Annotated in this window: 19 protein-coding genes, 1 tRNA gene and 1 pseudogene; 15 read left to right on the top strand and 6 right to left on the bottom strand. The window is 64.2% G+C overall.

Features of this window, described 5'->3' with window-relative positions; genetic code table 11:
• Nucleotides 1–335: pseudogene (locus BN1134_RS12415) on the bottom strand (tripartite tricarboxylate transporter substrate binding protein); the annotation flags it as partial.
• A gap of 130 nt (nucleotides 336–465) precedes the next feature.
• Between BN1134_RS12415 and tctD the strand changes: the two are divergent.
• From tctD to fabV, 8 genes are all read left to right on the top strand, one after another.
• Nucleotides 466–1143 carry a transcriptional regulator TctD gene (gene tctD / locus BN1134_RS12410; protein WP_042047572.1) on the top strand — a complete coding sequence of 226 codons (678 nt, stop codon included), beginning with the start codon at nucleotides 466–468 and terminating at the stop codon, nucleotides 1141–1143.
• Nucleotides 1144–1162: 19 nt separating this feature from the next.
• Nucleotides 1163–2527 (top strand): sensor histidine kinase, encoded by a 1365-nt coding sequence (locus BN1134_RS12405; RefSeq protein WP_232300641.1) that lies wholly within the window; start codon nucleotides 1163–1165, stop codon nucleotides 2525–2527.
• Nucleotides 2528–2596: 69 nt separating this feature from the next.
• Nucleotides 2597–3082, top strand: a complete 486-nt coding sequence (locus tag BN1134_RS12400) for an ATP-dependent zinc protease family protein (protein WP_042047571.1) — start codon at nucleotides 2597–2599, stop codon at nucleotides 3080–3082.
• Nucleotides 3083–3140: 58 nt separating this feature from the next.
• On the top strand, nucleotides 3141–3341 hold the full coding sequence (locus tag BN1134_RS12395; RefSeq protein ID WP_042047570.1) for a hypothetical protein: 201 nt from the start codon (nucleotides 3141–3143) through the stop codon (nucleotides 3339–3341).
• Nucleotides 3342–3505: 164 nt separating this feature from the next.
• Complete coding sequence (locus BN1134_RS12390) at nucleotides 3506–4216, top strand: energy transducer TonB (protein WP_042047569.1); 711 nt, start codon at nucleotides 3506–3508, stop codon at nucleotides 4214–4216.
• Between the two features lie 71 nt (nucleotides 4217–4287).
• On the top strand, nucleotides 4288–5004 hold the full coding sequence (locus BN1134_RS12385; RefSeq protein WP_042047567.1) for a MotA/TolQ/ExbB proton channel family protein: 717 nt from the start codon (nucleotides 4288–4290) through the stop codon (nucleotides 5002–5004).
• Complete coding sequence (locus tag BN1134_RS12380) at nucleotides 4991–5410, top strand: ExbD/TolR family protein (protein ID WP_042047566.1); 420 nt, start codon at nucleotides 4991–4993, stop codon at nucleotides 5408–5410. The genes BN1134_RS12385 and BN1134_RS12380 overlap by 14 nt, the downstream gene beginning before the upstream one ends.
• 169 nt (nucleotides 5411–5579) lie before the next feature.
• Entirely contained in the window at nucleotides 5580–6773 is a 1194-nt protein-coding gene (gene fabV, locus BN1134_RS12375) for an enoyl-ACP reductase FabV (protein WP_042047565.1), read from the top strand.
• A gap of 109 nt (nucleotides 6774–6882) precedes the next feature.
• Here the strand turns inward: fabV and BN1134_RS12370 are convergent.
• Both BN1134_RS12370 and BN1134_RS12365 read right to left on the bottom strand, forming a co-directional pair.
• A tRNA-Pro gene (locus BN1134_RS12370) sits at nucleotides 6883–6959 on the bottom strand.
• A 102-nt stretch (nucleotides 6960–7061) separates the two neighbouring features.
• Entirely contained in the window at nucleotides 7062–8408 is a 1347-nt protein-coding gene (locus tag BN1134_RS12365) for a dihydroorotase (protein ID WP_042047564.1), read from the bottom strand.
• Between the two features lie 79 nt (nucleotides 8409–8487).
• Between BN1134_RS12365 and BN1134_RS12360 the strand changes: the two genes are divergently transcribed.
• Nucleotides 8488–9363 (top strand): 6-pyruvoyl trahydropterin synthase family protein, encoded by an 876-nt coding sequence (locus BN1134_RS12360; RefSeq protein ID WP_042047563.1) that lies wholly within the window; start codon nucleotides 8488–8490, stop codon nucleotides 9361–9363.
• 193 nt (nucleotides 9364–9556) lie between these two features.
• On the opposite strand, the gene pfkA is transcribed toward BN1134_RS12360, so the two are convergent.
• The 3 genes from pfkA to elyC form a co-directional block, all read right to left on the bottom strand.
• Nucleotides 9557–10528: a 6-phosphofructokinase gene (gene pfkA / locus BN1134_RS12355; protein ID WP_042047562.1), complete on the bottom strand. Its 972-nt coding sequence runs from the start codon at nucleotides 10526–10528 to the stop codon at nucleotides 9557–9559.
• Nucleotides 10529–10665: 137 nt separating this feature from the next.
• Nucleotides 10666–11421: a triose-phosphate isomerase gene (gene tpiA, locus BN1134_RS12350; RefSeq protein WP_042047560.1), complete on the bottom strand. Its 756-nt coding sequence runs from the start codon at nucleotides 11419–11421 to the stop codon at nucleotides 10666–10668.
• Nucleotides 11422–11558: 137 nt separating this feature from the next.
• Nucleotides 11559–12329 carry an envelope biogenesis factor ElyC gene (gene elyC / locus BN1134_RS12345; protein WP_042047559.1) on the bottom strand — a complete coding sequence of 257 codons (771 nt, stop codon included), beginning with the start codon at nucleotides 12327–12329 and terminating at the stop codon, nucleotides 11559–11561.
• A 96-nt stretch (nucleotides 12330–12425) separates the two neighbouring features.
• Between elyC and BN1134_RS12340 the strand changes: the two genes are divergently transcribed.
• The 6 genes from BN1134_RS12340 to BN1134_RS12315 all read left to right on the top strand — a co-directional run.
• The gene (locus BN1134_RS12340; protein ID WP_042047558.1) at nucleotides 12426–13199 is read left to right on the top strand and encodes a methyltransferase domain-containing protein; all 774 of its coding nucleotides are present in this window, start codon (nucleotides 12426–12428) and stop codon (nucleotides 13197–13199) included.
• A 43-nt stretch (nucleotides 13200–13242) separates the two neighbouring features.
• On the top strand, nucleotides 13243–14604 hold the full coding sequence (gene mukF / locus BN1134_RS12335; RefSeq protein ID WP_042047556.1) for a chromosome partition protein MukF: 1362 nt from the start codon (nucleotides 13243–13245) through the stop codon (nucleotides 14602–14604).
• The gene (gene mukE / locus BN1134_RS12330; RefSeq protein ID WP_042047555.1) at nucleotides 14585–15304 is read left to right on the top strand and encodes a chromosome partition protein MukE; all 720 of its coding nucleotides are present in this window, start codon (nucleotides 14585–14587) and stop codon (nucleotides 15302–15304) included. The genes mukF and mukE overlap by 20 nt, the downstream gene beginning before the upstream one ends.
• Nucleotides 15305–15307: 3 nt before the next feature.
• Complete coding sequence (mukB, locus tag BN1134_RS12325; RefSeq protein ID WP_084214796.1) at nucleotides 15308–19735, top strand: chromosome partition protein MukB; 4428 nt, start codon at nucleotides 15308–15310, stop codon at nucleotides 19733–19735.
• A 67-nt stretch (nucleotides 19736–19802) separates the two neighbouring features.
• A complete protein-coding gene (locus BN1134_RS12320) occupies nucleotides 19803–20189 on the top strand; it encodes a septal ring lytic transglycosylase RlpA family protein (protein ID WP_042047554.1) in 387 nt (128 codons plus the stop codon).
• 269 nt (nucleotides 20190–20458) lie between these two features.
• Nucleotides 20459–21143 (top strand): ATP-binding cassette domain-containing protein (locus BN1134_RS12315; protein WP_042047552.1); only part of this gene is annotated, 685 nt, incomplete at its 3' end.

Below are 21143 nucleotides of genomic sequence, written 5' to 3'. Positions count from 1 at the left end.
TTTGCGCGCTGATCAACACCTTGGGCCAGGTTGAGCAGCGAGCCGCCCGAGAAGGCCACCACGGTGCCGGCTTCGGCCGGGCGCTGGGCCACGATGGCGTTGTAGGCGACGGCCCCAACCCCACCCGGCATATAGGTGATCCGCATTGGCTTATCGAGGGCGCCGCTCTCTTGCAGGCTCACTTGCAGCAGCTTGCAGGTGAGATCAAAACCGCCCCCCGGTTTGGCGGGGGCGATGCATTCGGGACGGGTTGGGGCCTCCTCGGCACTCAATGGGCCACTGTGGCCCAGCAGCAGGGCCAACAAGGGGAGGGTATACAGGGTTCCTTTGCTCATGATCGGTTCTCCATCAGGCGATCGGTGTCGCGTTGCATGACCCCGCCGGCTGGACGAGGTGATGCACAATTGTTAAAACAACAACCTTTCATTTACCTTTCATCGCCACGCGATGTTGCGGAGTTGTGACATGCGTCTCTTGTTGGCTGAAGACAATCACGAGCTGGCTCACTGGTTGATCCGCGTGTTACAGGCCAGTGGCTATGCGGTGGACTGGGCGGCAGATGGCCGCGCGGCCGACGCCCTGCTGCGCCAGGAGGCGTACGCGGTGGCGGTGCTGGACATCGAGATGCCGCGCCTCGATGGGCTGACGCTCTTGGCGCAGTTACGCCGACGCGGCAGCGCACTGCCCGTGTTGCTGCTCACGGCCCGCAGCGGGGTGGATGATCGCATCCGCGGTCTCGACGCCGGGGCCGATGATTATCTGGTCAAGCCGTTTGACGCCGGCGAGTTGGATGCGCGCCTGCGCGCCCTGTTGCGGCGCAGTCAGGGACAGGAAGGGGGGACTCAGCGCCTCGGGGGTCTGGAGCTGCACCCGGATGGTCACTTCTTGCTGCACCACCAGCCGCTGCTGCTCACCCCGCGTGAGCTGTCGCTGCTGCGGGTGCTGATGGTCAGGCGGGGTCGGCCAGTTAGCAAGCATCAGCTGTTTGAGCAGTTGTTTGCCCTTAGCGATGAGGTGGGCATAGAGAGCATCGATCTCTACATCCATCGGTTGCGCAAGAAGCTCGTCGGCAGTCGGGTGGTGATCACCACCCTGCGTGGGCTCGGCTACCTGCTGGAGGAGACGCCGGAGGTGCCCCATTAGCCGCTCCCTGCTGCACCAGTTGCTGCTGTTTCTCGGGGGCTCCCTGTTCATTCTCTGGGGGATGTCGGCCTGGTACAGCTACCGCGCGGCCCTGGTCTCGGCCAACCAGGCCTATGATCGCACCTTGCTCGCCTCCGCTCGCACCGTGGCGGAGCGGCTCGAGGAGGAGGAGGGGCGGCTGCGGGTCAATGTTCCCTATGTGGTGCTCGACAGCTTCGAGCGCAACATGAGCGATCGCCTCTATTATCAGGTGCGAGCCCCGGACGGTGAGATGATCTCGGGGTATGACGATTTGCCCCCCCTGCCCGATGGCACCCCCTTAACCGAGCGCTATCCTGCGCTCGCCTACTTCTACGACAGCCGGTATCAGGATCAGTCGATCCGCGCCGTGGTGTTGCTGCAACCGGTGGGGGTGGGAGAGGCCGCTGGCATGGCGCGAGTCCTGGTGGCCGAGACGGTGTGGGGGCGCGAGCAGCTCGCCCGCCAGCTGCTCTGGTCGGCGCTGCTGACACAAGGGGCGCTGGTGGGGCTGACCCTCCTCGTTTCATCTTTGCTGCTCAAACGCCTGCTCACCCCGATGCGACGGCTCTCGCGCGAGCTGGTGCGGCGGGATCCGGCCAATCTTGCGCCCCTGCCGGATCTGCTGCCCTGGCTGGAGACCCGCCCGCTGGTGATGGCCTTTAACCACCACCTCGCCCGATTGCGCCAGCTGGTGGCCCGGCAGGAGCGTTTCAGCGCCGATGCGGCCCACCAGCTGCGCACTCCGCTGGCGGTGCTCTCGGCCCAGCTCGCGGTGGCGCGCGCCGGGGCCGATCCGGCCGAGCCGCTGGCGGCCATGGAAGAGACCTTGCGCCATACCATGGCGCTGACCGAACGTCTGTTGTTGCTGGCGCGTCTGAAAGCGGACGAGCAGCTGGGGCTGCGGGAGGGGGAGGCGCTCGATCTGGTGGCCCTGGCCCGGCGGGCCTGCGTGACCCGGCTGGGGCAGGCCAGGGGCAAGCAGATCGACTTAGGTTACGAGGGAGAGGAGGGGGCGGCGCTGGTGCACGGTGAGCCCTTGCTGCTCGGCGAGCTGTGCGGCAACCTCATCGACAACGCCCTCAAGTACACCCCGGTAGGTGGGGTGGTGACGGTGCGGGTGAAACTCGAGGGGCAGGCGATCTGGCTGGAGGTGGAAGATTCCGGCCCCGGCATCGCACCTGAGCAGCTGGAGCAGGTGTGGCAGCCCTTTCGCCGACTCGAGCAGGGCAGTGCCGAGCGAGGTGCCGGTCTTGGGCTGGCCTTGGTGCGTGACATCGCCCACTACCACCACGCCGAGGTGAGCCTGCTGCGCGGGCCCGAGCTGGGCGGCCTGTTGGTGCGGCTCGTCTTGGCGGCCTGCTAAGCGGGCGGTTTATCGTTGATCGGCAAGCGGGTATGCTTTGCACCACTGATTGAGGGGAGGGGAGAGTCGATGCGCGCCTGGATGGTAGTTGGATTGATAGCCCTGGCTGGGTCGACGGCTGAGGGGGCGCCACAGATCTACGGCTGGGCCGAGCGGGGACGGCTGGAGCCGGCTGGCCCCGTGCTGCGTCTTAAACTCGATACCGGGGCCGATACCTCCTCGCTGGATGCCCGGCGCCTGCGTGAGTTTGAGCATCAAGGGGAGCGCTGGGTCAGCTTCACTGTGCACGGTGAAGGGGAGAGCGGCAAGCGCAGTGAGCGTATCGAGCGCGAGGTGGTGCGCTATGTGCACGTACGCGGTGCCGGCGGCAAAGAGACTCGTCCCGTGGTGCGCATGACCATCTGTGTCGGTGAACGGGTGTTCGACGATGAGTTCACGCTCAATGATCGCAGCAAGATGAGCTACCCGGTGTTGCTGGGTCGCAACACCCTGCGTCAGATGGGGGCGGCGGTGGATGTCAACCGCACCTTCACCATCGATCCGCACTGCCCTTGAGCGGGCACATTTGAGCGGCTCTTTCTATCCTGAGGGAAAACCACCGGAGGAAGAGATCATGACCAGAACCCTGTCACTGCTTGCCGAGGCCCAACAGCTGGTGGGCCACAACCCCTTTACCCTGAGCGACGCCCGCAGCCTCGAGTACCTTGAGGAGCAGGCCATGGGAGAGGAGGGGTTGCTGATCGCCGAGCTGTGGGAAGAGGCGCTGCTGGTGGCCGATGATGAGGCCCGTCTCTACATCAGCGGGATGATTTAGCCGCGCCTTCTCGCTTCAACCTGCCATCTCTCGTATGCTGCTCCTCGCCGGTATGCGGCCATTTTTTAGTCACAGAGCGATATGGATCATGACTCTCATCGGCAGTAGCGTGATCCGCTGACCCTCACTCGTCCACGCTGACCTGCCTGTTGTCGGAGAAGACCATGGCGCGCGCCGCCTCACCCGAGCTTGGAATTCGGCTCGCCTGTATCACCCTCTCGTTGTTGGCGCATCTGTTGCTGGCCTACGGCGCTCTGCGCGGGGACAGGGCTCCCGCCACGCCGCCCGAGCCTCTGGTGATGGCGGTGCGTTGGGGCGAAGCGCCGGCCGCCTCGGCGCCCAATGCGGCGCCGCGCGCCCCCAAGAGCCAGCCCGCCAAGGCGCAGGCTCCCGTTCGGGCGGCCCCGAGAACGCCGCGCCCTCCAGTGGCCAAGCCGGCAGCCACACCGGTGGTCAAGCCGCTTTCGCTGGCGTCAGCTCGCCCGGTGCAGGCCGCGCCCAACCCCGCTTCAGCGCATCCTGCGGCTGTGCATGGGGCGTTCACGCCGGGCCTGGCGGCGAGCCGTGCCGTCACCGGAGAGACCGGCACGAGTACGGCTCCGATCGGCCGCCACCCCTCGCTGCACAACCCCGAGCCGGCCTATCCCTATGAATCGATACGCCGTGGGGAGGAGGGTAAGGTGGTGCTGCGTGTCAGGGTGACCGCCCAAGGGGAGGCGAGTGAAGTCTCTGTGAGCCAGACGAGCGGTCATCGCCGCCTCGATCAGGCGGCGCGCCGTACCGTGGCTCGCTGGCGCTTTATTCCGGGGCAAGCTGGTGGCAAGCAGGTCGCCGGCTACGCCACCGTCACCATCATCTTCAAGTTGAGAACCTGACCATGAACCCTCTCTCCTCTGCCCAGCCTACGCTGGAGGCGGCTTCCGCCCCCCTCGCTCCCTCTGCCGGTATGGCGACAGCCGCCACAGGCGCCGCCCCCGTAGGGCTGGAGCACCTGCTCCATCAGAGCTCCTGGGTGGGCTTGATGCCGCTCATCTTGCTGTGCCTGATGTCGATAGGTACCGTCTATCTGGTGCTGTACAAGGGGTGGTTGGGGGCTTGTGAACAGCGCCGCGGACGCCGCTATCTGGCGGCTTTTTGGCAGAGCGCCACTCTTGAGGAGGTGCGCCATCTTCGCGAGGGAGGAGACAATGCGTACCGCCGCCTGACCATGAGGGCGCTGGAGGCGGCAACGCAGCTTCGTCAGGCGCGTGATGGCCACAGTCACTGCACGTTGGGCTCGGCCGATGAGTTTGTGCTGCGCGCCTTGCGCCAGGCTCTGCAAGGGGAGCGGCTGCGCGTTGAGAGTGGCCTCACCTTCCTGGCCTCCGTCGGCTCGGCGGCCCCTTTCATCGGGCTGTTCGGTACTGTCTGGGGCATCTATCACGCCCTGCTCGCCATCGGCAGTGCCGGGCAGAGCTCGCTTGACAAGGTGGCGGGCCCGGTCGGCGAGGCGCTCATCATGACCGGTTTTGGCTTGGCGGTGGCCTTGCCGGCGGTGCTGATTTACAACGTTCTGGTGCGTCGCAACAAGCTGCGCATGGCCGAGCTCGACGGCTTTGCCCACGATCTCTTCGCTCTGCTGGTGACCGGTGTCGGCAAGGAGGGGCGCGATGGCGTTCGGTAATCTCTCCGGTGATGAAGACGCGCCCCAGGCCGAGATCAACATGATCCCGATGATCGACGTCATGCTGGTGCTGCTGATCGTCTTCATGATCACCGCGCCGCTGCTGACCAACGCGGTCAAGCTGGAGCTACCCGAGGCGAGCAGCCCGGCTAATGCACCGCGGCCTCAGGACATCACCCTCTCGGTGACGGCGGCGGGGGGGCGCTACTGGAACGGAGCGCCCGTGAGCGCTGAGGTGTTGACCCTGAAGATGAAAGAGGCGGCCCTGTTGCGGCCCCTGCCCGAGTTGCAACTGCAGGTGGATAAACAGGTACCCTACGGTGAGGTGGCCAGCCTGATGGCTGAAGCGAGCCGGCAGGGGTTGAGTCGCATCGCCTTTGTCAGCCGCCCTGGCGAGGAGCCTTAAGCCGCTGAGAGGGGGCGGGGGGTTAGCTCTGTGGGGCGGCAATTCCCGGCTGATGCGCTGGGCTGACACGGCACTTTTTCGGGTGGCACAACACATCAGAGCACCCAATCGGGGCACAATGGGGTATCTTATGCCCCGATTTCATCCATAAAACGGATCAGAGACTCGTATGATTATCAAACCCAAGGTTCGCGGTTTTATCTGCACCACCACCCACCCGGTCGGTTGCGAAGCCAACGTCCGTCGCCAGATCGCCTATGTCCAGTCCAAGGGCGCCATCGAGCATGGCCCCAAGAAGGTGCTGGTCATCGGTGCCTCTACCGGCTATGGCATGGCTTCCCGGATTGCCGCCGCCTTCGGCTCCGGCGCTGCCACCCTCGGCGTCTTCTTCGAAAAGGCCGGCTCTGAGTCCAAGACCGGCACGGCCGGCTGGTATAACTCCGCCGCCTTTGACAAGGCCGCCAAAGAGGCCGGCCTCTACTCAAAGAGCGTCAACGGTGACGCCTTCTCCAACGAATGCCGCGCCAAGGTGATTGAGCTTATCAAGCAGGATCTGGGTCAGATTGATCTGGTGGTCTACTCCCTGGCGTCTCCGGTGCGCAAGATGCCGGACACCGGTGAAGTGGTGCGCTCGGCCCTCAAGCCGATCGGCGAGGTCTACACCTCTACTGCCATCGACACCAACAAGGATCAGATCATTACCTCCAGCGTCGAGCCGGCGAACGAGGAAGAGATCCAAAACACCATTACCGTGATGGGCGGTCAGGACTGGGAGCTGTGGATGGCTGCCCTGCGTGATGCCGGCGTGCTGGCTGAAGGCGCCAAGTCGGTAGCCTACTCCTACATCGGTACCGACTTGACCTGGCCCATCTACTGGCATGGCACCCTGGGCCGCGCCAAGGAAGATTTGGACCGCGCCGCCAGCGCCATTCGTGGCGATCTGGCCGCCAAGGGCGGCAGCGCCCACGTGGCCGTGCTCAAATCCGTGGTCACCCAGGCTTCCAGCGCCATTCCGGTGATGCCGCTCTACATCTCCATGGCCTTCAAGATCATGAAGGAGAAGGGCATTCACGAGGGCTGCATGGAGCAGATCGACCGCATGATGCGCACCCGTCTCTATGGCGCCGATCTGGCGCTGGACGAGCAGGCCCGCATCCGCATGGATGACTGGGAGCTGCGCGAAGACGTACAGCAGACCTGCCGCGATTTGTGGCCGACCATCACCACCGAGAACCTCTCCGATCTGACCGACTATGCCGGCTACAAGCAGGAGTTCCTGCGCCTGTTTGGTTTCGGTCTGGAAGAGGTGGATTACGACGCCGACGTCAATCCTGACGTGAAGTTTGATGTCGTCGAGCTGTAAGGCTCACCCTCGCTGACAAGGGCTGCCCAAGGGCGGCCCTTTTTATTGGCGTGGGAAAAGAGACAACAAAAAGGCCTTGTCGAATGACAAGGCCTTTTTGGGGGAATGATGGTCGGCGTGAGAGGATTCGAACCTCCGACCCCTGACACCCCATGACAGTGCGCTACCTGGCTGCGCTACACGCCGACGTGGTCAGCTTGGCTGACGGGGGCTGAGTCTATGGGCCCGCCCCTTGCGTGTCAACACGCAATCTGTCCCTTGCGGTGCGTTTGCCTGCTTTCGCGCCGTTTAGCGGTCAAAGCTCAGGCGTTTGCCCAAAACCGCATCGGTGACCTGGCCGTTCTGGTAGGCGATCTGACCATTGACCAGGGTGGTGTCGATGCTGCTGTGGAAGCGGTAGCCGTTGAACGGACTCCAGCCGCAGAGATAGAGGATGTTGCCGTCGCTCACCACATAGGGCTTGCCGAGATCGAGCAGCACCAGATCGGCGTAGTAACCTTCGCGGATGTAGCCGCGATCCTCGATCTCATAGCGCTCGGCCACCGCGTGGGAGGTCTTTTGCACGATCTTCTCCAGGGTGAAGACGCCGTTGTGGTAGAGCTCGAGCAGGGCCAGCAGGGAGTGCTGCACCAGCGGGATACCGGAAGGGGCCTTGAAGTAGCTCTGCTGCTTCTCTTCCCAGGTATGCGGCGCGTGGTCGGTGGCGATAATGTCGAGCACGTCATTGCGCACCGCATCGAGCAGGGCGCGCTGATCTGCCACGGTTTTCACAGAGGGGTTGCACTTGATCTGGCTGCCCAGCGTCTCGTAGTCATTCTCATTGAAAAAGAGGTGGTGCACGCACACCTCGGCGGTGATCTGCTTGCTGCGCAGCTCCTTCACATCGTGGCTCGGGGTGAACAGGGAGAGCTCCTTGGCCGAGGTCAGGTGCAGTACGTGCAGCTTGGCGCCGTGCTCTTTGGCCAGCTTCACGGCCAGCGAGGAGGAGCGGTAGCAGGCCTCGTCACTGCGGATGTGGGCGTGCTCGCGCATCGGCACCTGCTCGCCCCAGCGCTCACGGGCGGTCTGCTCGTTGACGGCGATGGTGGGGGTATCTTCGCAGTGAGTCACCAGCAATACCGGGCTGTCACGGAAGATGGCGGCCAGGGTCTCTTGGTTATCGACCAGCATGTTGCCGGTGGAGGAGCCCATGAAGATCTTCACGCCACAGTTGCGCTTGGGATCGAGCTGCTTGATCTGATCGAGGTTATCGTTGGTGGCGCCAAGGTAGAAGCTGTAGTTGGCGACGGAGGCGTGTTCGGCGATGGCGTACTTGGCTTCGAGGGCTTCGATGGTGGTGGTCTGGGGATTGACGTTGGGCATCTCCATGAAACTGGTGGTGCCGCCGGCGACCGCTGCTCTGGATTCGCTCTTGATGGTGCCCTTGTGGGTCAGACCGGGCTCGCGAAAGTGCACCTGATCGTCGATCATGCCGGGGATGAGGTGCTTGCCACGGGCATCGATGACGAGCGCATCGCTCGGCGCCTCGATGTGGGGGGCGATTTTGCTGATCCGTTCGCCCTCGATCAGCACGTCGGCGGCGTAGATACGTCCTTCATTGACCAGGGTGGCCTGGGAGATGAGCAGCTTGTTCATGGGGAGTTCCAGTTCCTTTGCTTAAGATCGCACGCCATAATAACGCAATCCGGGATTTCCCTGTAGGCAAGGCAACGTGATGAAGTTATTTGTAAGAGATCTCACCGTCATCGATTCGAGCTACCTGTGCGAGCGCCGCGGCATGGTGGGCGAGAGCTGGCTGGTGGACATCGAACTCGGTGGTGAACTCAACGAGATGAGCATGCTGCTCGACTTTGGCCGGGTGAAGAAGCTCATCAAGGCGATCATCGACCGCGAGGTCGATCACAAGCTGCTGGTGCCGGCAGACAGCCCCCTGCTGCGCAAGGGGGAAGTGGCGCCGGGTGAGCTCACCGTCGACTGGCTGCGGCCGGGGCGCTCCATCCATCTGCGCTGCCCCGAGCAGGCATTTGCCTTCATCCCCGGCGTCCATGTCGAGCGGGAGAGCCTGACCGCCTATCTGATGCAGGTGCTGGCGCGCGAGCTGCCGGGCAACATCAAGGATCTCACCCTGACCCTGCGTCACGAAAAGATTGAGGGCGCCTTCTACCACTACAGCCATGGGCTGAAAAAACACGACGGCAACTGCCAGCGTATCGCCCACGGCCACCGCTCACCGGTGGAGCTCTATGTGGACGGGGAGCGCGATGAGGCGCTGGAGGCCGCTTTTGCCGAGCGCTGGAGCGACATCTATCTTGGCACCTTGGAAGACGAAGTGGCGCTGTCGACCCTCTCATTGAGCCCGAACGCCGCGAAGCTGGAACCTTCCAGCCACATCGGTTTTGCCTATGAGGCGCCGCAGGGGCGCTTCGAGCTGGCGATGCCGCGCGCCGAGGTGGAGATGATCGACACCGACACCACGGTCGAGCTGCTGGCCCATTTCATCGCCCGCGAGGTAAAAAAGCAGGTGGGGGATAAGTTCTTGAAGGTGGTGGCTTACGAAGGGGTGGGCAAGGGCGCCATCGCCTGGGCCTGATCCCGCCGTACGCGTGGTATCGAGGAAGCGACCCCGGCCTGTGCCGGGGTCGCGCTTTTTAAGTCGCGAGCGGTGGCTCTGAATGCAGGCTGAGGGGGCGACTCGAGGCTTTTGCACCGTCTGCGGATTTGCTCAACAGCGCAGGCATAAAAAAACCACCGCAGATGCGGTGGTTTTTCATGACTGACCCGGTTTAGAACAGGGTGTTGGAGAGATCGTAGAGCTCCTGATCGAACGGGCGCTTCATGTTCTCGATGCAGTCGATGATGTCGTGGTGCACCAGCTCGTTTTTCTGGATCCCGATGCAGCGGCCACCGTGGCCAGCCATCAGCAGCTCGACGGCGTAGGCTCCCATACGGCTCGACATGATACGGTCACGGGCGGTGGGGGTACCACCACGCTGGATGTGGCCGAGAATAGTGGCGCGGGTCTCGCGGCCGGTCATGGACTCGATGTCCTTGGCCAGCGCGTTGACGTCGGTCACGTGCTCGCAAATGGTGATGATAGCGTGCTTCTTGCCCTTGGCTTCACCCGCCTTGATCTGCTCGAGCAGCTTCTCTTTGTCGAAGGCCACTTCCGGCACGATCACATACTCGGCACCACCGGCGACGGCAGCCGACATGGCCAGATCGCCGCAGTGGCGGCCCATGATCTCGACCACGGAGATGCGGTGGTGGGAGCTGCAGGTATCGCGCAGGCGATCGATGGCGTCGACCACTACGTTCAGTGCGGTATCAAAACCGATGGTGAAGTCGGTACCGGCGATGTCGTTGTCGATGGTGCCCGGCAGGCCGATGCAGGGGTAGCCCATCTCGGTCAGCTTCTTGGCCCCCATGTAGGAGCCGTCACCGCCGATCACCACCAGGGCATCGATACCGTGCTTTTGCAGATTCTCGATGGCTTCGGCACGAACCTTCTCTTCCTTGAAAGCGGGGAAACGGGCAGAGCCGAGGAAGGTACCGCCACGGTTCACCACGTCGGAGACGCTGTGACGCTCGAGCTTGACGATACGATCCTGGTGCAGGCCCAGGTAGCCGTCCTTGATGCCGAATACTTCGACATTGTGGTTCAAGGCGGAACGTACCACGGCGCGGATGGCCGCATTCATACCCGGGGCATCGCCGCCGCTGGTCAATACACCAATGCGTTTGATCTGTTTGGTCATTGTGTGCCTCTGAAGCTGAGTTTACGAATCAGGTAGCCTGTTATTGTTTTATCCGGCTTTCGCATGGGCCGCCTCCCGCGGCGGGCCCATGAGAAAACCGCTAGAGGGGACCGCAGCCCCCTCTGGCGGTTTATCAATTACTTGGCAGCGCCAGCGATGATCTGGGAGAAGTCGTCCACCTTCAGGGACGCACCACCCACCAGGCCACCGTCGATGTCCGGCTGACCGAACAGATCGGCGGCGGTCGCACCGGTCACGGAACCACCGTACAGGATCTGTACCTTGGCGGCGACGTCGGCGTCAAATCCGGCTAGGTACTGGCGGATGTGAGCGTGCACGGCCTGGGCGATTTCCGGGGTCGCGGTCTTGCCGGTACCGATAGCCCATACCGGCTCGTAAGCCACGACGGCGTTGCTGAAGGAGGCGATGCCGCAGCGGTCGATCACGGCCTTGAGCTGGGTTTCCACCACGCTGTTGGTCACGCCGGCTTCGAACTGCTCCAGGGTTTCACCGATGCACAGTACCGGGATGAGGCCGACCTTTTGGATCGCTTCATACTTGGCGGCAACGACGTCGTCGTTCTCGGCGTGCAGGGTACGACGCTCGCTGTGACCGACCAGGGAGTAGGTGCAGCCAAACTCTTTGAGCATGACCGGGGAGTTTTCACCGGTGAAGGCGCCGGCTTCATGAACGTCGGCATTCTGAGCGCCGTAGGCGATCTTGGTGTCGGCGGCCAGTTGCTCGACCTGACCCAGGAAGATAACCGGGGGGCAGACGGCGACTTGGACAGAGGGGTGGGCGGCGGCGGCCGGAGCCAGTCCCTTGATCAGTGCTTCCACGGAAGCCTTGGTGCCGTTCAGTTTCCAGTTACCCATTACCAGGGGCTGTCTCATTTTCTCTTCCTCCTGAGATGTTTGACTGCGGGTCATTATAAGAAGTGAACCGGGCCCAAGATAGCCGACCCGACAGCAAATGACGTAATTTTTTTTCGCTTTCCCTGATCCAGGTCAGTTTACAACCCCTTGATTGTTCACTCGTTGCTCTGGCCGCGCAGGCGGCTCCAGAGCTGTCCTATCCACTCATGTAAGGCCGCTTCCGAGTACATCATATAGCGTCCTCGGGGCAGGTCGCTGTAGAGGGGCTGGGGCTGCTGGCTCACCTTGGCGGTGTAGTCGGTGGGGGCAGGGATGGGGGCCATCCCTTGGCCACGGTAGAGGGCCAGGGCACGCGGCATATGGGTGGCCGAGGTGACCAGCGCCACCTGCTGGCCCGCCAGCGCCCGACTGATGCTGACCGCCTCATCGTGGGTGTCCATGTTGTTTTCAAACAACCGCATGCGCGAGCGGGGAATGCCGAGGCTCTGCGCCATGCGGGCGTTGACCTCGGCGTTGGAGTAGGTATCTCCCGCCACATAGCCCGAGAAGACGAGGGTCGCCTGCGGGTAGGCCTGGGCCAGACGCACCCCTTCCAGGGTGCGCGCCAGGGCGATGTTGTTCTGCCAACTGGTCAGCGGGATGGCCGGATCGGAGACGTGACCGTTGCCGAGCACCACGATGGCATCGATGTGCGGGTGGTCGGCCACCACGAAGGGCGGGTTGGCCTGCTCGAGCGGGCGTGCCAGCTCGATGCTCACCGGGCGCAGGGCGAAGAGGGTGATCACCATGACCCCCAAGGTAGCGATCAGCTTGCCGCTGCGCTGGAAACGGGTAAACCACAGTAGCAGCAGGGCGAGCAGCAGCAAGGAGAGGCCGAAGGGGAGGGGCATCAGCAGATGGCCGAGCCATTTCTTGATCACGAACACGGAGCCGGTTCCTCGAGTTTTCACAGACCCCGGGAGTATGCCAGAATATGCCCCTTTTGGAATTGGGCCAATCGGGCCCGTTTTCGAGTCTATCTCTTGAAGCACGATCAGAGTTTCGACGGGCGCGCCGACAAGTTCGCCCGCAACATCTATGACTCCAGCAAGGGGCGCATCCGCACCGCCGTGGTGTGGAGCGATCTGGAGGCCTGCCTCGCCCGGCTTGGCCACCGGCCACTACGCATTCTTGACGCCGGGGGCGGTTTTGGCTTCTTTGCTCGCCGTCTGGCCGCCCTCGGCCATCAGGTGACCCTGTGCGATCTGTCGGCAGAGATGCTGGCGATGGCCCGCAGTGCGGTGGAGGAGGAGGGACTTGGCGACAGGGTTCGTCTCATCCACTGCCCAATTCAGGATCTCAAACTGCATGTGCAGGGCACCTTTGATCTGGTGCTTTGCCACGCGGTGCTCGAATGGCTGGTCGAGCCGCGGCAAACCCTGCTCGGTCTGTTTCCATTCCTGGCTCCGGGCGGCATACTGTCCCTGCTTTTTTACAACCGCCATGGCCTGTTGTTTCAGAGCCTGGTGGTGGGGAACTTTGACTACGTCAGGGCCGGGCTGCGCAAGAAGCGCCAGACTGCCTTGACCCCCACCAATCCCCAGCTGCCTGAACAGGTCTACGACTGGGTGGGGCGCGGGGGGCTGCGCATCATCGGCAAGACCGGGGTGCGCGTCATTCACGACTACATGCGGCACAAGGAAGATCAGAGCGGCAAGTTCGATGATCTGCTGGCCATGGAGCAGCACTACTGCCGCCAGGAGCCGTTCGTTTCCCTGGGTCGTTACATCCATGTCATGGCCCAAAAGCCGCTTTGAACCATGCCTCCATCATGACGGGACCACAACACGAGATGATCGCATGACCAGTACACCTGGCCTTTTGGCCACCCAGGAGGCGACGCCGCTGGCCGCTTCCGAGCGCTCCCTGCCCGAGACCATCGGCTGGGTGCGCCAGGAGGGGCTCGCCTTGCAGCTTCCCACCGACCGGCTGGCCTTCCTCGTCGCCATCAAGACCCTCTCCGAGGAGGAGCCTGACTTGTTCGAGGCCGCGCTGCACGATGCGTTCGGCTATGTGAGCAGTGCCTTCGGTCAGATGGACGAGACGGTCACCGCCCGGGCCAACAACGCCATCAACGATCTCATTCGCCAGCAACTGCTGGCGCGCTTCACCACCGATCCGGTGGCCGGCGAGAGCCTCTATCGCCTGTCGCGGCTCGGGGTTGCCATCGTCGATTTCTTTCTCGACCAGCGCCAGGTCGACTCGATCAAGCTCTCCATCCTGCTCGAACACCTGGCCAGCGAGCTCGACAAGGCGCGCACCGCGGCGCTGGAGACTAACACCCGCGAGCAGTGGGATGCCGAGGTGCTGCCGCGCCTGACCTTCTCGCTGGAAGAGACCATGGAGCGCATCGATCACACCCAGCGCGCCATGGACGAGCAGCAGAACAAGGTCAAGGAGGAGATCGCTGCCCTGCTGACTCAGGACTGGATGGAGGCGATCCACAGCTGTGAGAAGCTGCTGCGCGAGACCGGCCAGACCCTGCGTGAGCTGCAAGACACCCTGGATGCGGCCGGCCACCGGTTGCAAGAGGGGCTCCTGAACATCCAGGAGGCGGCCCAGGGGCGCGACGATCTGTTCCACGTCGAGGAGCTGACCCAGGCCCTGCAAGGGCGTCTGGACGTCATCACCAGCTGGGGCCAGCAGTGCATCGAGCTGTGGGCCCGCTATGACCGCCACGTGCACAAGTTCATCCGCACCGCCATCGACATGGATAAGAACCGCGCCTTCAGCCAGCGGCTGCGAGAATCCATCCGTCTGTTCGAGCAGCACAACTGGCTGCTGCGCGTGGCCGAGGAGCCGCGCCTGCTCGAGCTGCGCGACGAGACCATCGCCATCCACGACGAGGAGGTCACCGGTGAGGTGCCGACCGAGCTCGAGTTTCAGGAGGTGGTCGACATCAGTGCCGAGCTGGCCGAGCGCATCGAGCGTCACCTGGTGCGCTACAAGGAGGCCGGGCTGCCTCTCGACGTGGCCGAGGTGCTGCGCGAATACCTGGATGACTTCCCGGCCCACGCCCACTTCGACGTGACCCGCCTGCTGGTGGATCAGGCGGTGCGCCTTGGTCACAGCAGCGACCCGACCCCGCACGCCCAGCCGAGCTGGAAACCCGTCAACCAACATGGATCCAAGGTTCAGGCCTATGTCATTGATCAATACTGAGTTTCCCTTGCCGATGCGGCTCGCAGAGGCGATCGCCAACCCCTTGTTTCCGCGTATCGACACCGCCTTGCGCTCCGGGCGCCACATCAGCGCCGACGAGTTCGAGCAGCACAGCGTGCTGGTCGACTACCACCTGGAGTTCGAGCTCTTCTACGGCCGCTATCAGGTCGAGCTCATCAAGGCGCCGGAGGGCTTTTTCTACCTGCGCCCGCGCCCGAGTGCCGACATCGGCACCACCGTCCTCTCCGAGCTCGACATGCTGGTGGGCAAGGTGCTCTGCTACCTCTATTTGAGCCCCGAGCGGCTCGCCTCGGAAGGGGTGTTCGCCATGGCCGAGTTGCAGGAGGAGATCCTGACCCTCGCCGATGAAAAATTGTTGCTGCGCATGGTCAACAGCCGCTCCGGCGGCACCGATCTTGACAAGAAGAAGCTGCTCGAGAAGATCCGCACCTCCCTGCGCCGCCTGCGCCGGCTCGGCATGGTCACGGCCCTTGGCAACGGTGACAAGTTCAAGGTCAACGAGTCGGTGTTCCGCTTCGCCGCTGACGTGCGCAGCGACGAGGATCCGCGCGCGGTGCAGCTGCGCATGATCCAGGAGGGGGAGGCCATCTTCCACGACGACGAGCTGCCGAGCAGCGAGAGTCTGTTTGAGGATGTCGAGGCGGATCTCGACGAAGAACAACTGGATCTGGAGGTATAAACGGTGCGAGGCAAGTTCAAATCCCTGACCATGGTCAACTGGAACGGCTTCTTCGCCCGGACCTTCGATCTCGACCAGCTGGTCACCACCCTCTCCGGCGGTAACGGGGCGGGCAAGTCCACCACCATGGCGGCCTTCATCACCGCCATGATCCCGGATCAGACCCTGCTCCACTTTCGTAACACCACGGAAGCGGGCTCATCGAGCGCCTCGCGCGACAAGGGGCTGTACGGCAAGCTGCAACGGGGCCACTGCTACTCCCTGCTGGAGGTGATGAACAGCCGTGAGCAGCGCATCTGGGTCGGGGTGCACCTCGAGCAGGTGGCCAACCGCGACAACAAGGTCAACATCACCCCGTTTGCCCTGGTCGATGTGCCGGACGGCGTGGTGCCGACCGATCTGCTGCTGGAAAAACTCGACGACGGCAAGGGCCGGGTGCGGGCGTTTGCCGATCTCAAGGCGGCGGCGGGGCAGCTGGGCTCGCTCAAGGTGGCCAAGTTCAATTCGGTGACCGACTACCACAACTTCATGTTCGAGTTCGGCATCACCCCGAAAAAGCTGCGTGATCAAAAGGATCGCAGCAAGTTCTATCGCCTGATCGAGGCCTCCCTCTACGGCGGCATCTCCTCGTCGATCAGCCGCTCCTTGCGCGAATACCTGCTGCCGGAGAACTCCGGCGTGCGCAAGGCGTTCCAGGACATGGAGGCGGCCATCTACGAGAACCGCCGTACCCTGGAGGCGATCAAGGAGACCCAAGGGCAGCGGGATCTGTTCAAGAACCTCATCACCGAGACCACCCACTATGTGGCGGCCGACTATGTGCGCAATGCCGCCGAGAAGGCGCGCCTCTCCGAGCTGGCCCTCAAGGCCAGAGCCGAGCTGGCGGACAAGCGCCGCCTGCTGGCCGAAGAGCGCCAGCGCGCCATCTATCTGGCCGACGAGGCGGAGCAGCTTAGCAACCGCGAGAAACTGCTGACCGACGAGCTGGAGACCGCCGCCGAGCACCTGGGCAAGGTGATGGCTGCCGTGGCGCTGAAAAAGAAGATCGATCTCTACCGCGCCGATCTGCAAGATCTCACCGACAAGCTGGAGCAGCAGAGCGCGGTGGTCGAGGAGATCCAGGCGCGCCTGCTCGATGCCGAAGAGCGCCGCGAGCGCGCGCTGGGGGAGGTCGACAGCCTCAAGACCCAGCTCGCCGATTACCAGCAAGCGCTGGATATCCAGCAGACCCGCGCCATCCAGTACCGCCAGGCGGTGCAGGCCCTCGAGACCGCCCGCGAGCAGTGCGAGCAGTCCGATCTGACGGCCGATAATGCCCACGAGCAGCTGGCCGCCCTGCGTGAGCGCGAGAGCCAGCTCACCCGCGCCGTGCTCGATGCCGAGCAGCAGCTGGCCCTGGCCAAGACTGCCGCCAGCGACTACGAGCAGGCCCTGGCGCTGCTTTTGACCGTGGCCCCCGGTACCGAGCGGGCCGAGGCCTATCCGGTAGCCCAGCAGCTTGGCCGTCGCCTGATTGAAGAGCGCGCCTTGCTGGCGCAGGGGGAGGGCGTGCGCGCCGCTCTTGCCCGGCTGGAAAAAGAGGCCAGCGGCGCCGAGCAGCTTGGCAAGCTGGTGGCCCAGCTCGCCGAGAGCGGCGTGCTGGTGGAGGATGCCGAGGCGCTCGAGCTGCTGCTCGAGGGGCTGCGTACCCGCCGCGAGGAGCTTGACGAAGAGGCCGAGGGCATTGCCCAGCGCCGCTCCGAGCGCCGCCACCAGAGCGAACAGCTCGAGCGCGACATCAAGGCGCTCACCGCCCTGGCGCCGCGCTGGTTGCAGGCGAGCGAGAAGCTCGAGCAGCTGCGCGAGCAGAGCGGCCTGCCCCTTGCCACGGCCGAGGCGATCTCCCTTGGCATGAGCCAGGTGCTGGCCGAGGAGCGCCGCTTCGAGCAGGAGAGCCGCGACATTCAGGGGCGCAAGCAGGCCATCGAGCAGCAGGTCAAGAACCTGCAACTGGGGGCCGGCGAGGCGGATTCGCGCCTGTCGCGCATCGCCGAGCAGGTGGGCGGCGTGCTGCTCTCCGATGTCTACGACGACATCTCCATCGACGACGCCCCCTACTACTCCGCCCTCTACGGCCCGGCCCGCTGCGCCCTGGTGGTGCTCGATCTGGACGGGGCCATCGAGCGCCTCAAGGCCATCGAGGATTGCCCGGAGGACATCTACCTCATCCAGGGCAACCCCGATTCGTTTGACGAAGATCTGCTCGAAGCCGACGAGCTCGGCAACGCCGTGCTGGTGCGCAGCAGCAAGCGTCAGGTGCGCTATTCGCGCTACCCCGACCTGCCCCTGTTTGGCCGCGCGGCGCGGGAAAAACGCATCGAGCAGCTCGAGGTGGAGCGCGACGCCCTGGTCGAGGCCTATGCCAAGGCCGCCTTCGAGCAGCAAAAATTCCATCGCCTCTACCAGCACTTCAGTGATTTTGTCGGCAGCCACCTTGGCATCGCCTTTGACGACGATCCTGAGCTTGCCATCGAGCAAAAGCAGGCGGCCCTGCGTCAGCTGCAAGGGGTGGTCGGCGAGAGCGAGCGCGAGCTGCAAGCGCTCAAGGGGGCTCAGTCCCAGGTCGCCCGTCAGTTGCAACTGGCCCAGTCCATGCTGCCGCTGGCCCACCTGTTCGATGAGCCGGTCGGTGAGAAACTCGATGAGGCGCGCGCCCAGGTGGCCCGTCTCGACGCGGCCCGCGACTTCGTGGCGCGCCACGGCGCGGCGCTGGAAAAGCTCGACACCCTGAGTCAGGCGCTGCGCCAGGACCCCCAGGGGCTGGCCGAGTTGCAGATCACCTTCGATCAGGCGAGCGGGGCGCTCACCGAGCAAAAGCGGCGCTGCTACCTGCTCGATCAGGTGGTGGCCCGTCTGCCGCACCTGGCTTATCAGGACGCTCAGGACTTGCTCGGCAAGGCCTCCGAGATGAGCGAGCACCTCAAGGCCAAGCTGAAGGCCGCCGAGGTGGACGCCCGCGCCGCCGGCGAGCTGCACAAGCAGATCAGTGCCCAGCACACCGAGGCGTTGCAGGTGCGCACCGCGCTCGACTCCAGTGCTTCGGCCAAGGGCGAGACCCTGCGCGAGTTCGAGCAGGAGCTGGCCGCCATGGGGCTGACCCTGTCGGAGGACATGGAGGAGAAGGCGCGCGCCCACAAAAAAGAGGTCGAGGAGCTGCTCATTCGTACCCGCTCGCGGCGTACCAGTGCCGAGGCCCAGTTGCAGGTGACCAAGCGCGAGATCGAATCCCTCGGCGGTCGCCTCAAGGTGGAGGGCAAGGACTATTTCAGCGCCCGTAAATCCCTGGTCGGTCACAAGGCCAGCTGGTCGCGGGTGGTGCGTCTGGCCCGCGAGACCGACGTAGAGAAGCGCCTCAACCGCCGCGAGCTGGCCTACCTCGACGCCGACGACTTGCGCTCTATGTCGGACAAGGCGCTCGGCGCCCTGCGGGTGGCGGTGGCCCACGACGAGGAGTTGCGCGATGCCCTGCGCCGCTCCGAGGGCAACCGCAGCACCGAGCAGAAGGTGGCCTTCTACGTGCAGGTCTATCGCTACCTCAAGGATCGCATCCGCAACGACATCATCCGCTCGGACGATCCGGTCGAGGCCATCGAGGAGATGGAGATCGAGTTGGCGCGTCTGGCCGATGAGCTCAAGCAGCGGGAGAACCACCTGTCGCTCTCCTCCCACGAGGTGGCGGCCAAGATCACCAACATCATCCGCCGCGAGCAGAACCGGATCCGGGTGCTCAACCAGGGCTTGCAGAACATCGCCTTCGGTCTGGTGCGCGGGGTGCGCCTCAACGTCAATGTGCGCGAGGCTCACACCCGTCTGCTCACCGCGCTGGCCGATCAGAGCGCCATGCACAACGATCTGTTCGCCGACAAGGAGCTCAGCTTCTCCGAGGCGATGGCCAAGCTGTTCCAGCGCCTCAATCCGCAGGTCGATCAGAGCGATCGCAACTATCAGGTGATGGGGGACGTGCTGCTCGATTACCGCAACTACCTGGAGCTGGAGATCGAGGTGCTGCGCGGCGCCGACGGCTGGCTGCGCGCCGAGAGCGGGGCGCTCTCCACCGGCGAGGCGATCGGTACCGGTCAGGCGATCCTGCTGATGGTGCTCATCAGCTGGGAGGAGGAGTCCCGTCGCTTGCGTGGCAAGGACATCGCCCCCTGCCGCCTGTTGTTCCTCGACGAGGCGGCGCGCCTGGATGCCAAGTCCATCGCCACCCTGTTCGAGCTGTGCGAGCGCCAAGATATGCAGCTGCTTATCGCCGCGCCCGAGAACATCAGCCCGGAGAAGGGCACCACCTACAAGCTCATCCGCAAGGTGCAGGGCAAGCACGAGCACGTGCATGTGGTGGGGCTGCGCGGCTTTGGCTTTACCGACGAGGCGGCCAGGCTCAGTGCCTGATGGTGTGTGGGATGCGGGGGGCTTCGGCCTCCCGCTCTGTATGCGCAAGCAGAGGGAGGAAGAGGGGATGCAAAGAGTGAAACAGGCCGGTGCGCTGCTGCTGTGTCTGCTGCTGACGGCGTGCAGCAGCCGTTATGACGAGGCGCACGGCGGCAGCTGGCACGGCTATCGCGAGCGCGGCCTTGCCTCTTACTACGCCGATCGCTACCACAATAAGCGCACCGCCAGCGGCGAGCCCTATCGCAAGGAGGGGCGCACCGCCGCCCACCAGACGCTCCCGTTCGGCAGCCAGGTGAAGGTGACCAATCCGGCCAACGGCAAGAGCGTGGTGGTGCGCATCAACGATCGCGGCCGCTTCCCCAAGGGGCGGATCATCGATCTCTCCCGCTCGGCGTTCAGCGCCATCGCCAACCCGGCTTCTGGCTTAGTCAGGGTCGAGCTGGAGGTGCAGTAATCGGCCCATCGCGACGCCGGCAGCACCCTGCCACGGGGCATGACGACGGCGGGCTCGTGGGGGGCGCTCTTCTCGCTTAAAGAGGGTGACGAGCCTTACCCCTCTTCTTACCTAGGTCACCCCACTATGAGGCGCCTGCGGCGACGGGGGGCCGCGCCGATGGCCGGTTTGCCGCGGTATGTTACCGTTCGCCCTCAGGGCGGCTTTTCTCTGCGGGCTTCTCTGGTTATGGTGCTAGGAGCAGCAACCGTCGATGACAGGAAGAAAAGGTGGAGTATCAATGGCATGAGGCCCGACTGGCACTGGGGGGAGAGCGGCGTTTGACGATCCCCGCCCTGACGCTGCTGGCGGGTCAGCAATGGTGTTTCGTCGGCAGCAACGGCAGCGGCAAGACGGCGCTGGCACGCGCCCTGTGCGGCGAGCTGCCCCTGTGCCAGGGGCGGGCGCCGGTGATCACCGGGGCGCTGCGCCTCTCGTTCGAATCCCAGCAGCAGTTGATGGCGGCGGAGTGGCAGCGGCGCAACACCGACATGGTGGGGGAAGAGGAGGAGGCGGGCTATCTGGTCTCGACCCTGCTGCTCGAGCAGGGCGACGAGGCCGAGGCGCGCCACTGGTTGCGGCGCTTTGGCGTCGAGGCGCTCTGGTCACGGCCGCTGCGCTTTCTCTCCAACGGCGAGGGGCGCAAGGTGCTGCTGGCACGAGCCCTGCTGGCGCACCCGACGCAGCTGGTGCTCGACGAGCCGTTCGATGGGCTGGATCACGACTCCCGCCGCGACCTAGCTGCGCTGCTCGCTGAGCTGGCGGAGGGCGGGCTTGCGCTGGTGCTCATCGTCAACCGCTTCGACGAGATCCCCTCCGGGGCCACCCACCTCGGCCTGCTCAGCGACGGGTGCCTGCTGCTGGCCGGTCCGCGTGCCGAAGTGGAGGGGAGTGCCGAGGTGCGCCAGCTGATGG

Origin of the sequence: Aeromonas simiae (assembly GCF_000820125.1) — a bacterium.
In the GTDB taxonomy this organism is placed as follows: domain Bacteria; phylum Pseudomonadota; class Gammaproteobacteria; order Enterobacterales; family Aeromonadaceae; genus Aeromonas; species Aeromonas simiae.
Note: the sequence above shows the minus strand (reverse complement) of the source record. Positions and strands in the feature narration are given on the sequence as shown.

What these genes read in the sequence shown, in the direction of transcription:
- tctD (WP_042047572.1), top strand. Translation starts at nt 466, where the DNA reads ATGCGTCTCTTGTTGGCTGAAGACAATCACGAGCTGGCTCACTGGTTG.
- BN1134_RS12400 (WP_042047571.1), top strand. Translation starts at nt 2,597, where the DNA reads ATGCGCGCCTGGATGGTAGTTGGATTGATAGCCCTGGCTGGGTCGACG.
- BN1134_RS12395 (WP_042047570.1), top strand. Translation starts at nt 3,141, where the DNA reads ATGACCAGAACCCTGTCACTGCTTGCCGAGGCCCAACAGCTGGTGGGC.
- BN1134_RS12390 (WP_042047569.1), top strand. Translation starts at nt 3,506, where the DNA reads ATGGCGCGCGCCGCCTCACCCGAGCTTGGAATTCGGCTCGCCTGTATC.
- BN1134_RS12385 (WP_042047567.1), top strand. Translation starts at nt 4,288, where the DNA reads ATGGCGACAGCCGCCACAGGCGCCGCCCCCGTAGGGCTGGAGCACCTG.
- BN1134_RS12380 (WP_042047566.1), top strand. Translation starts at nt 4,991, where the DNA reads ATGGCGTTCGGTAATCTCTCCGGTGATGAAGACGCGCCCCAGGCCGAG.
- fabV (WP_042047565.1), top strand. Translation starts at nt 5,580, where the DNA reads ATGATTATCAAACCCAAGGTTCGCGGTTTTATCTGCACCACCACCCAC.
- BN1134_RS12365 (WP_042047564.1), bottom strand. Translation starts at nt 8,408, where the DNA reads ATGAACAAGCTGCTCATCTCCCAGGCCACCCTGGTCAATGAAGGACGT.
- BN1134_RS12360 (WP_042047563.1), top strand. Translation starts at nt 8,488, where the DNA reads ATGAAGTTATTTGTAAGAGATCTCACCGTCATCGATTCGAGCTACCTG.
- pfkA (WP_042047562.1), bottom strand. Translation starts at nt 10,528, where the DNA reads ATGACCAAACAGATCAAACGCATTGGTGTATTGACCAGCGGCGGCGAT.
- tpiA (WP_042047560.1), bottom strand. Translation starts at nt 11,421, where the DNA reads ATGAGACAGCCCCTGGTAATGGGTAACTGGAAACTGAACGGCACCAAG.
- mukF (WP_042047556.1), top strand. Translation starts at nt 13,243, where the DNA reads ATGACCAGTACACCTGGCCTTTTGGCCACCCAGGAGGCGACGCCGCTG.
- mukE (WP_042047555.1), top strand. Translation starts at nt 14,585, where the DNA reads ATGTCATTGATCAATACTGAGTTTCCCTTGCCGATGCGGCTCGCAGAG.
- BN1134_RS12320 (WP_042047554.1), top strand. Translation starts at nt 19,803, where the DNA reads ATGCAAAGAGTGAAACAGGCCGGTGCGCTGCTGCTGTGTCTGCTGCTG.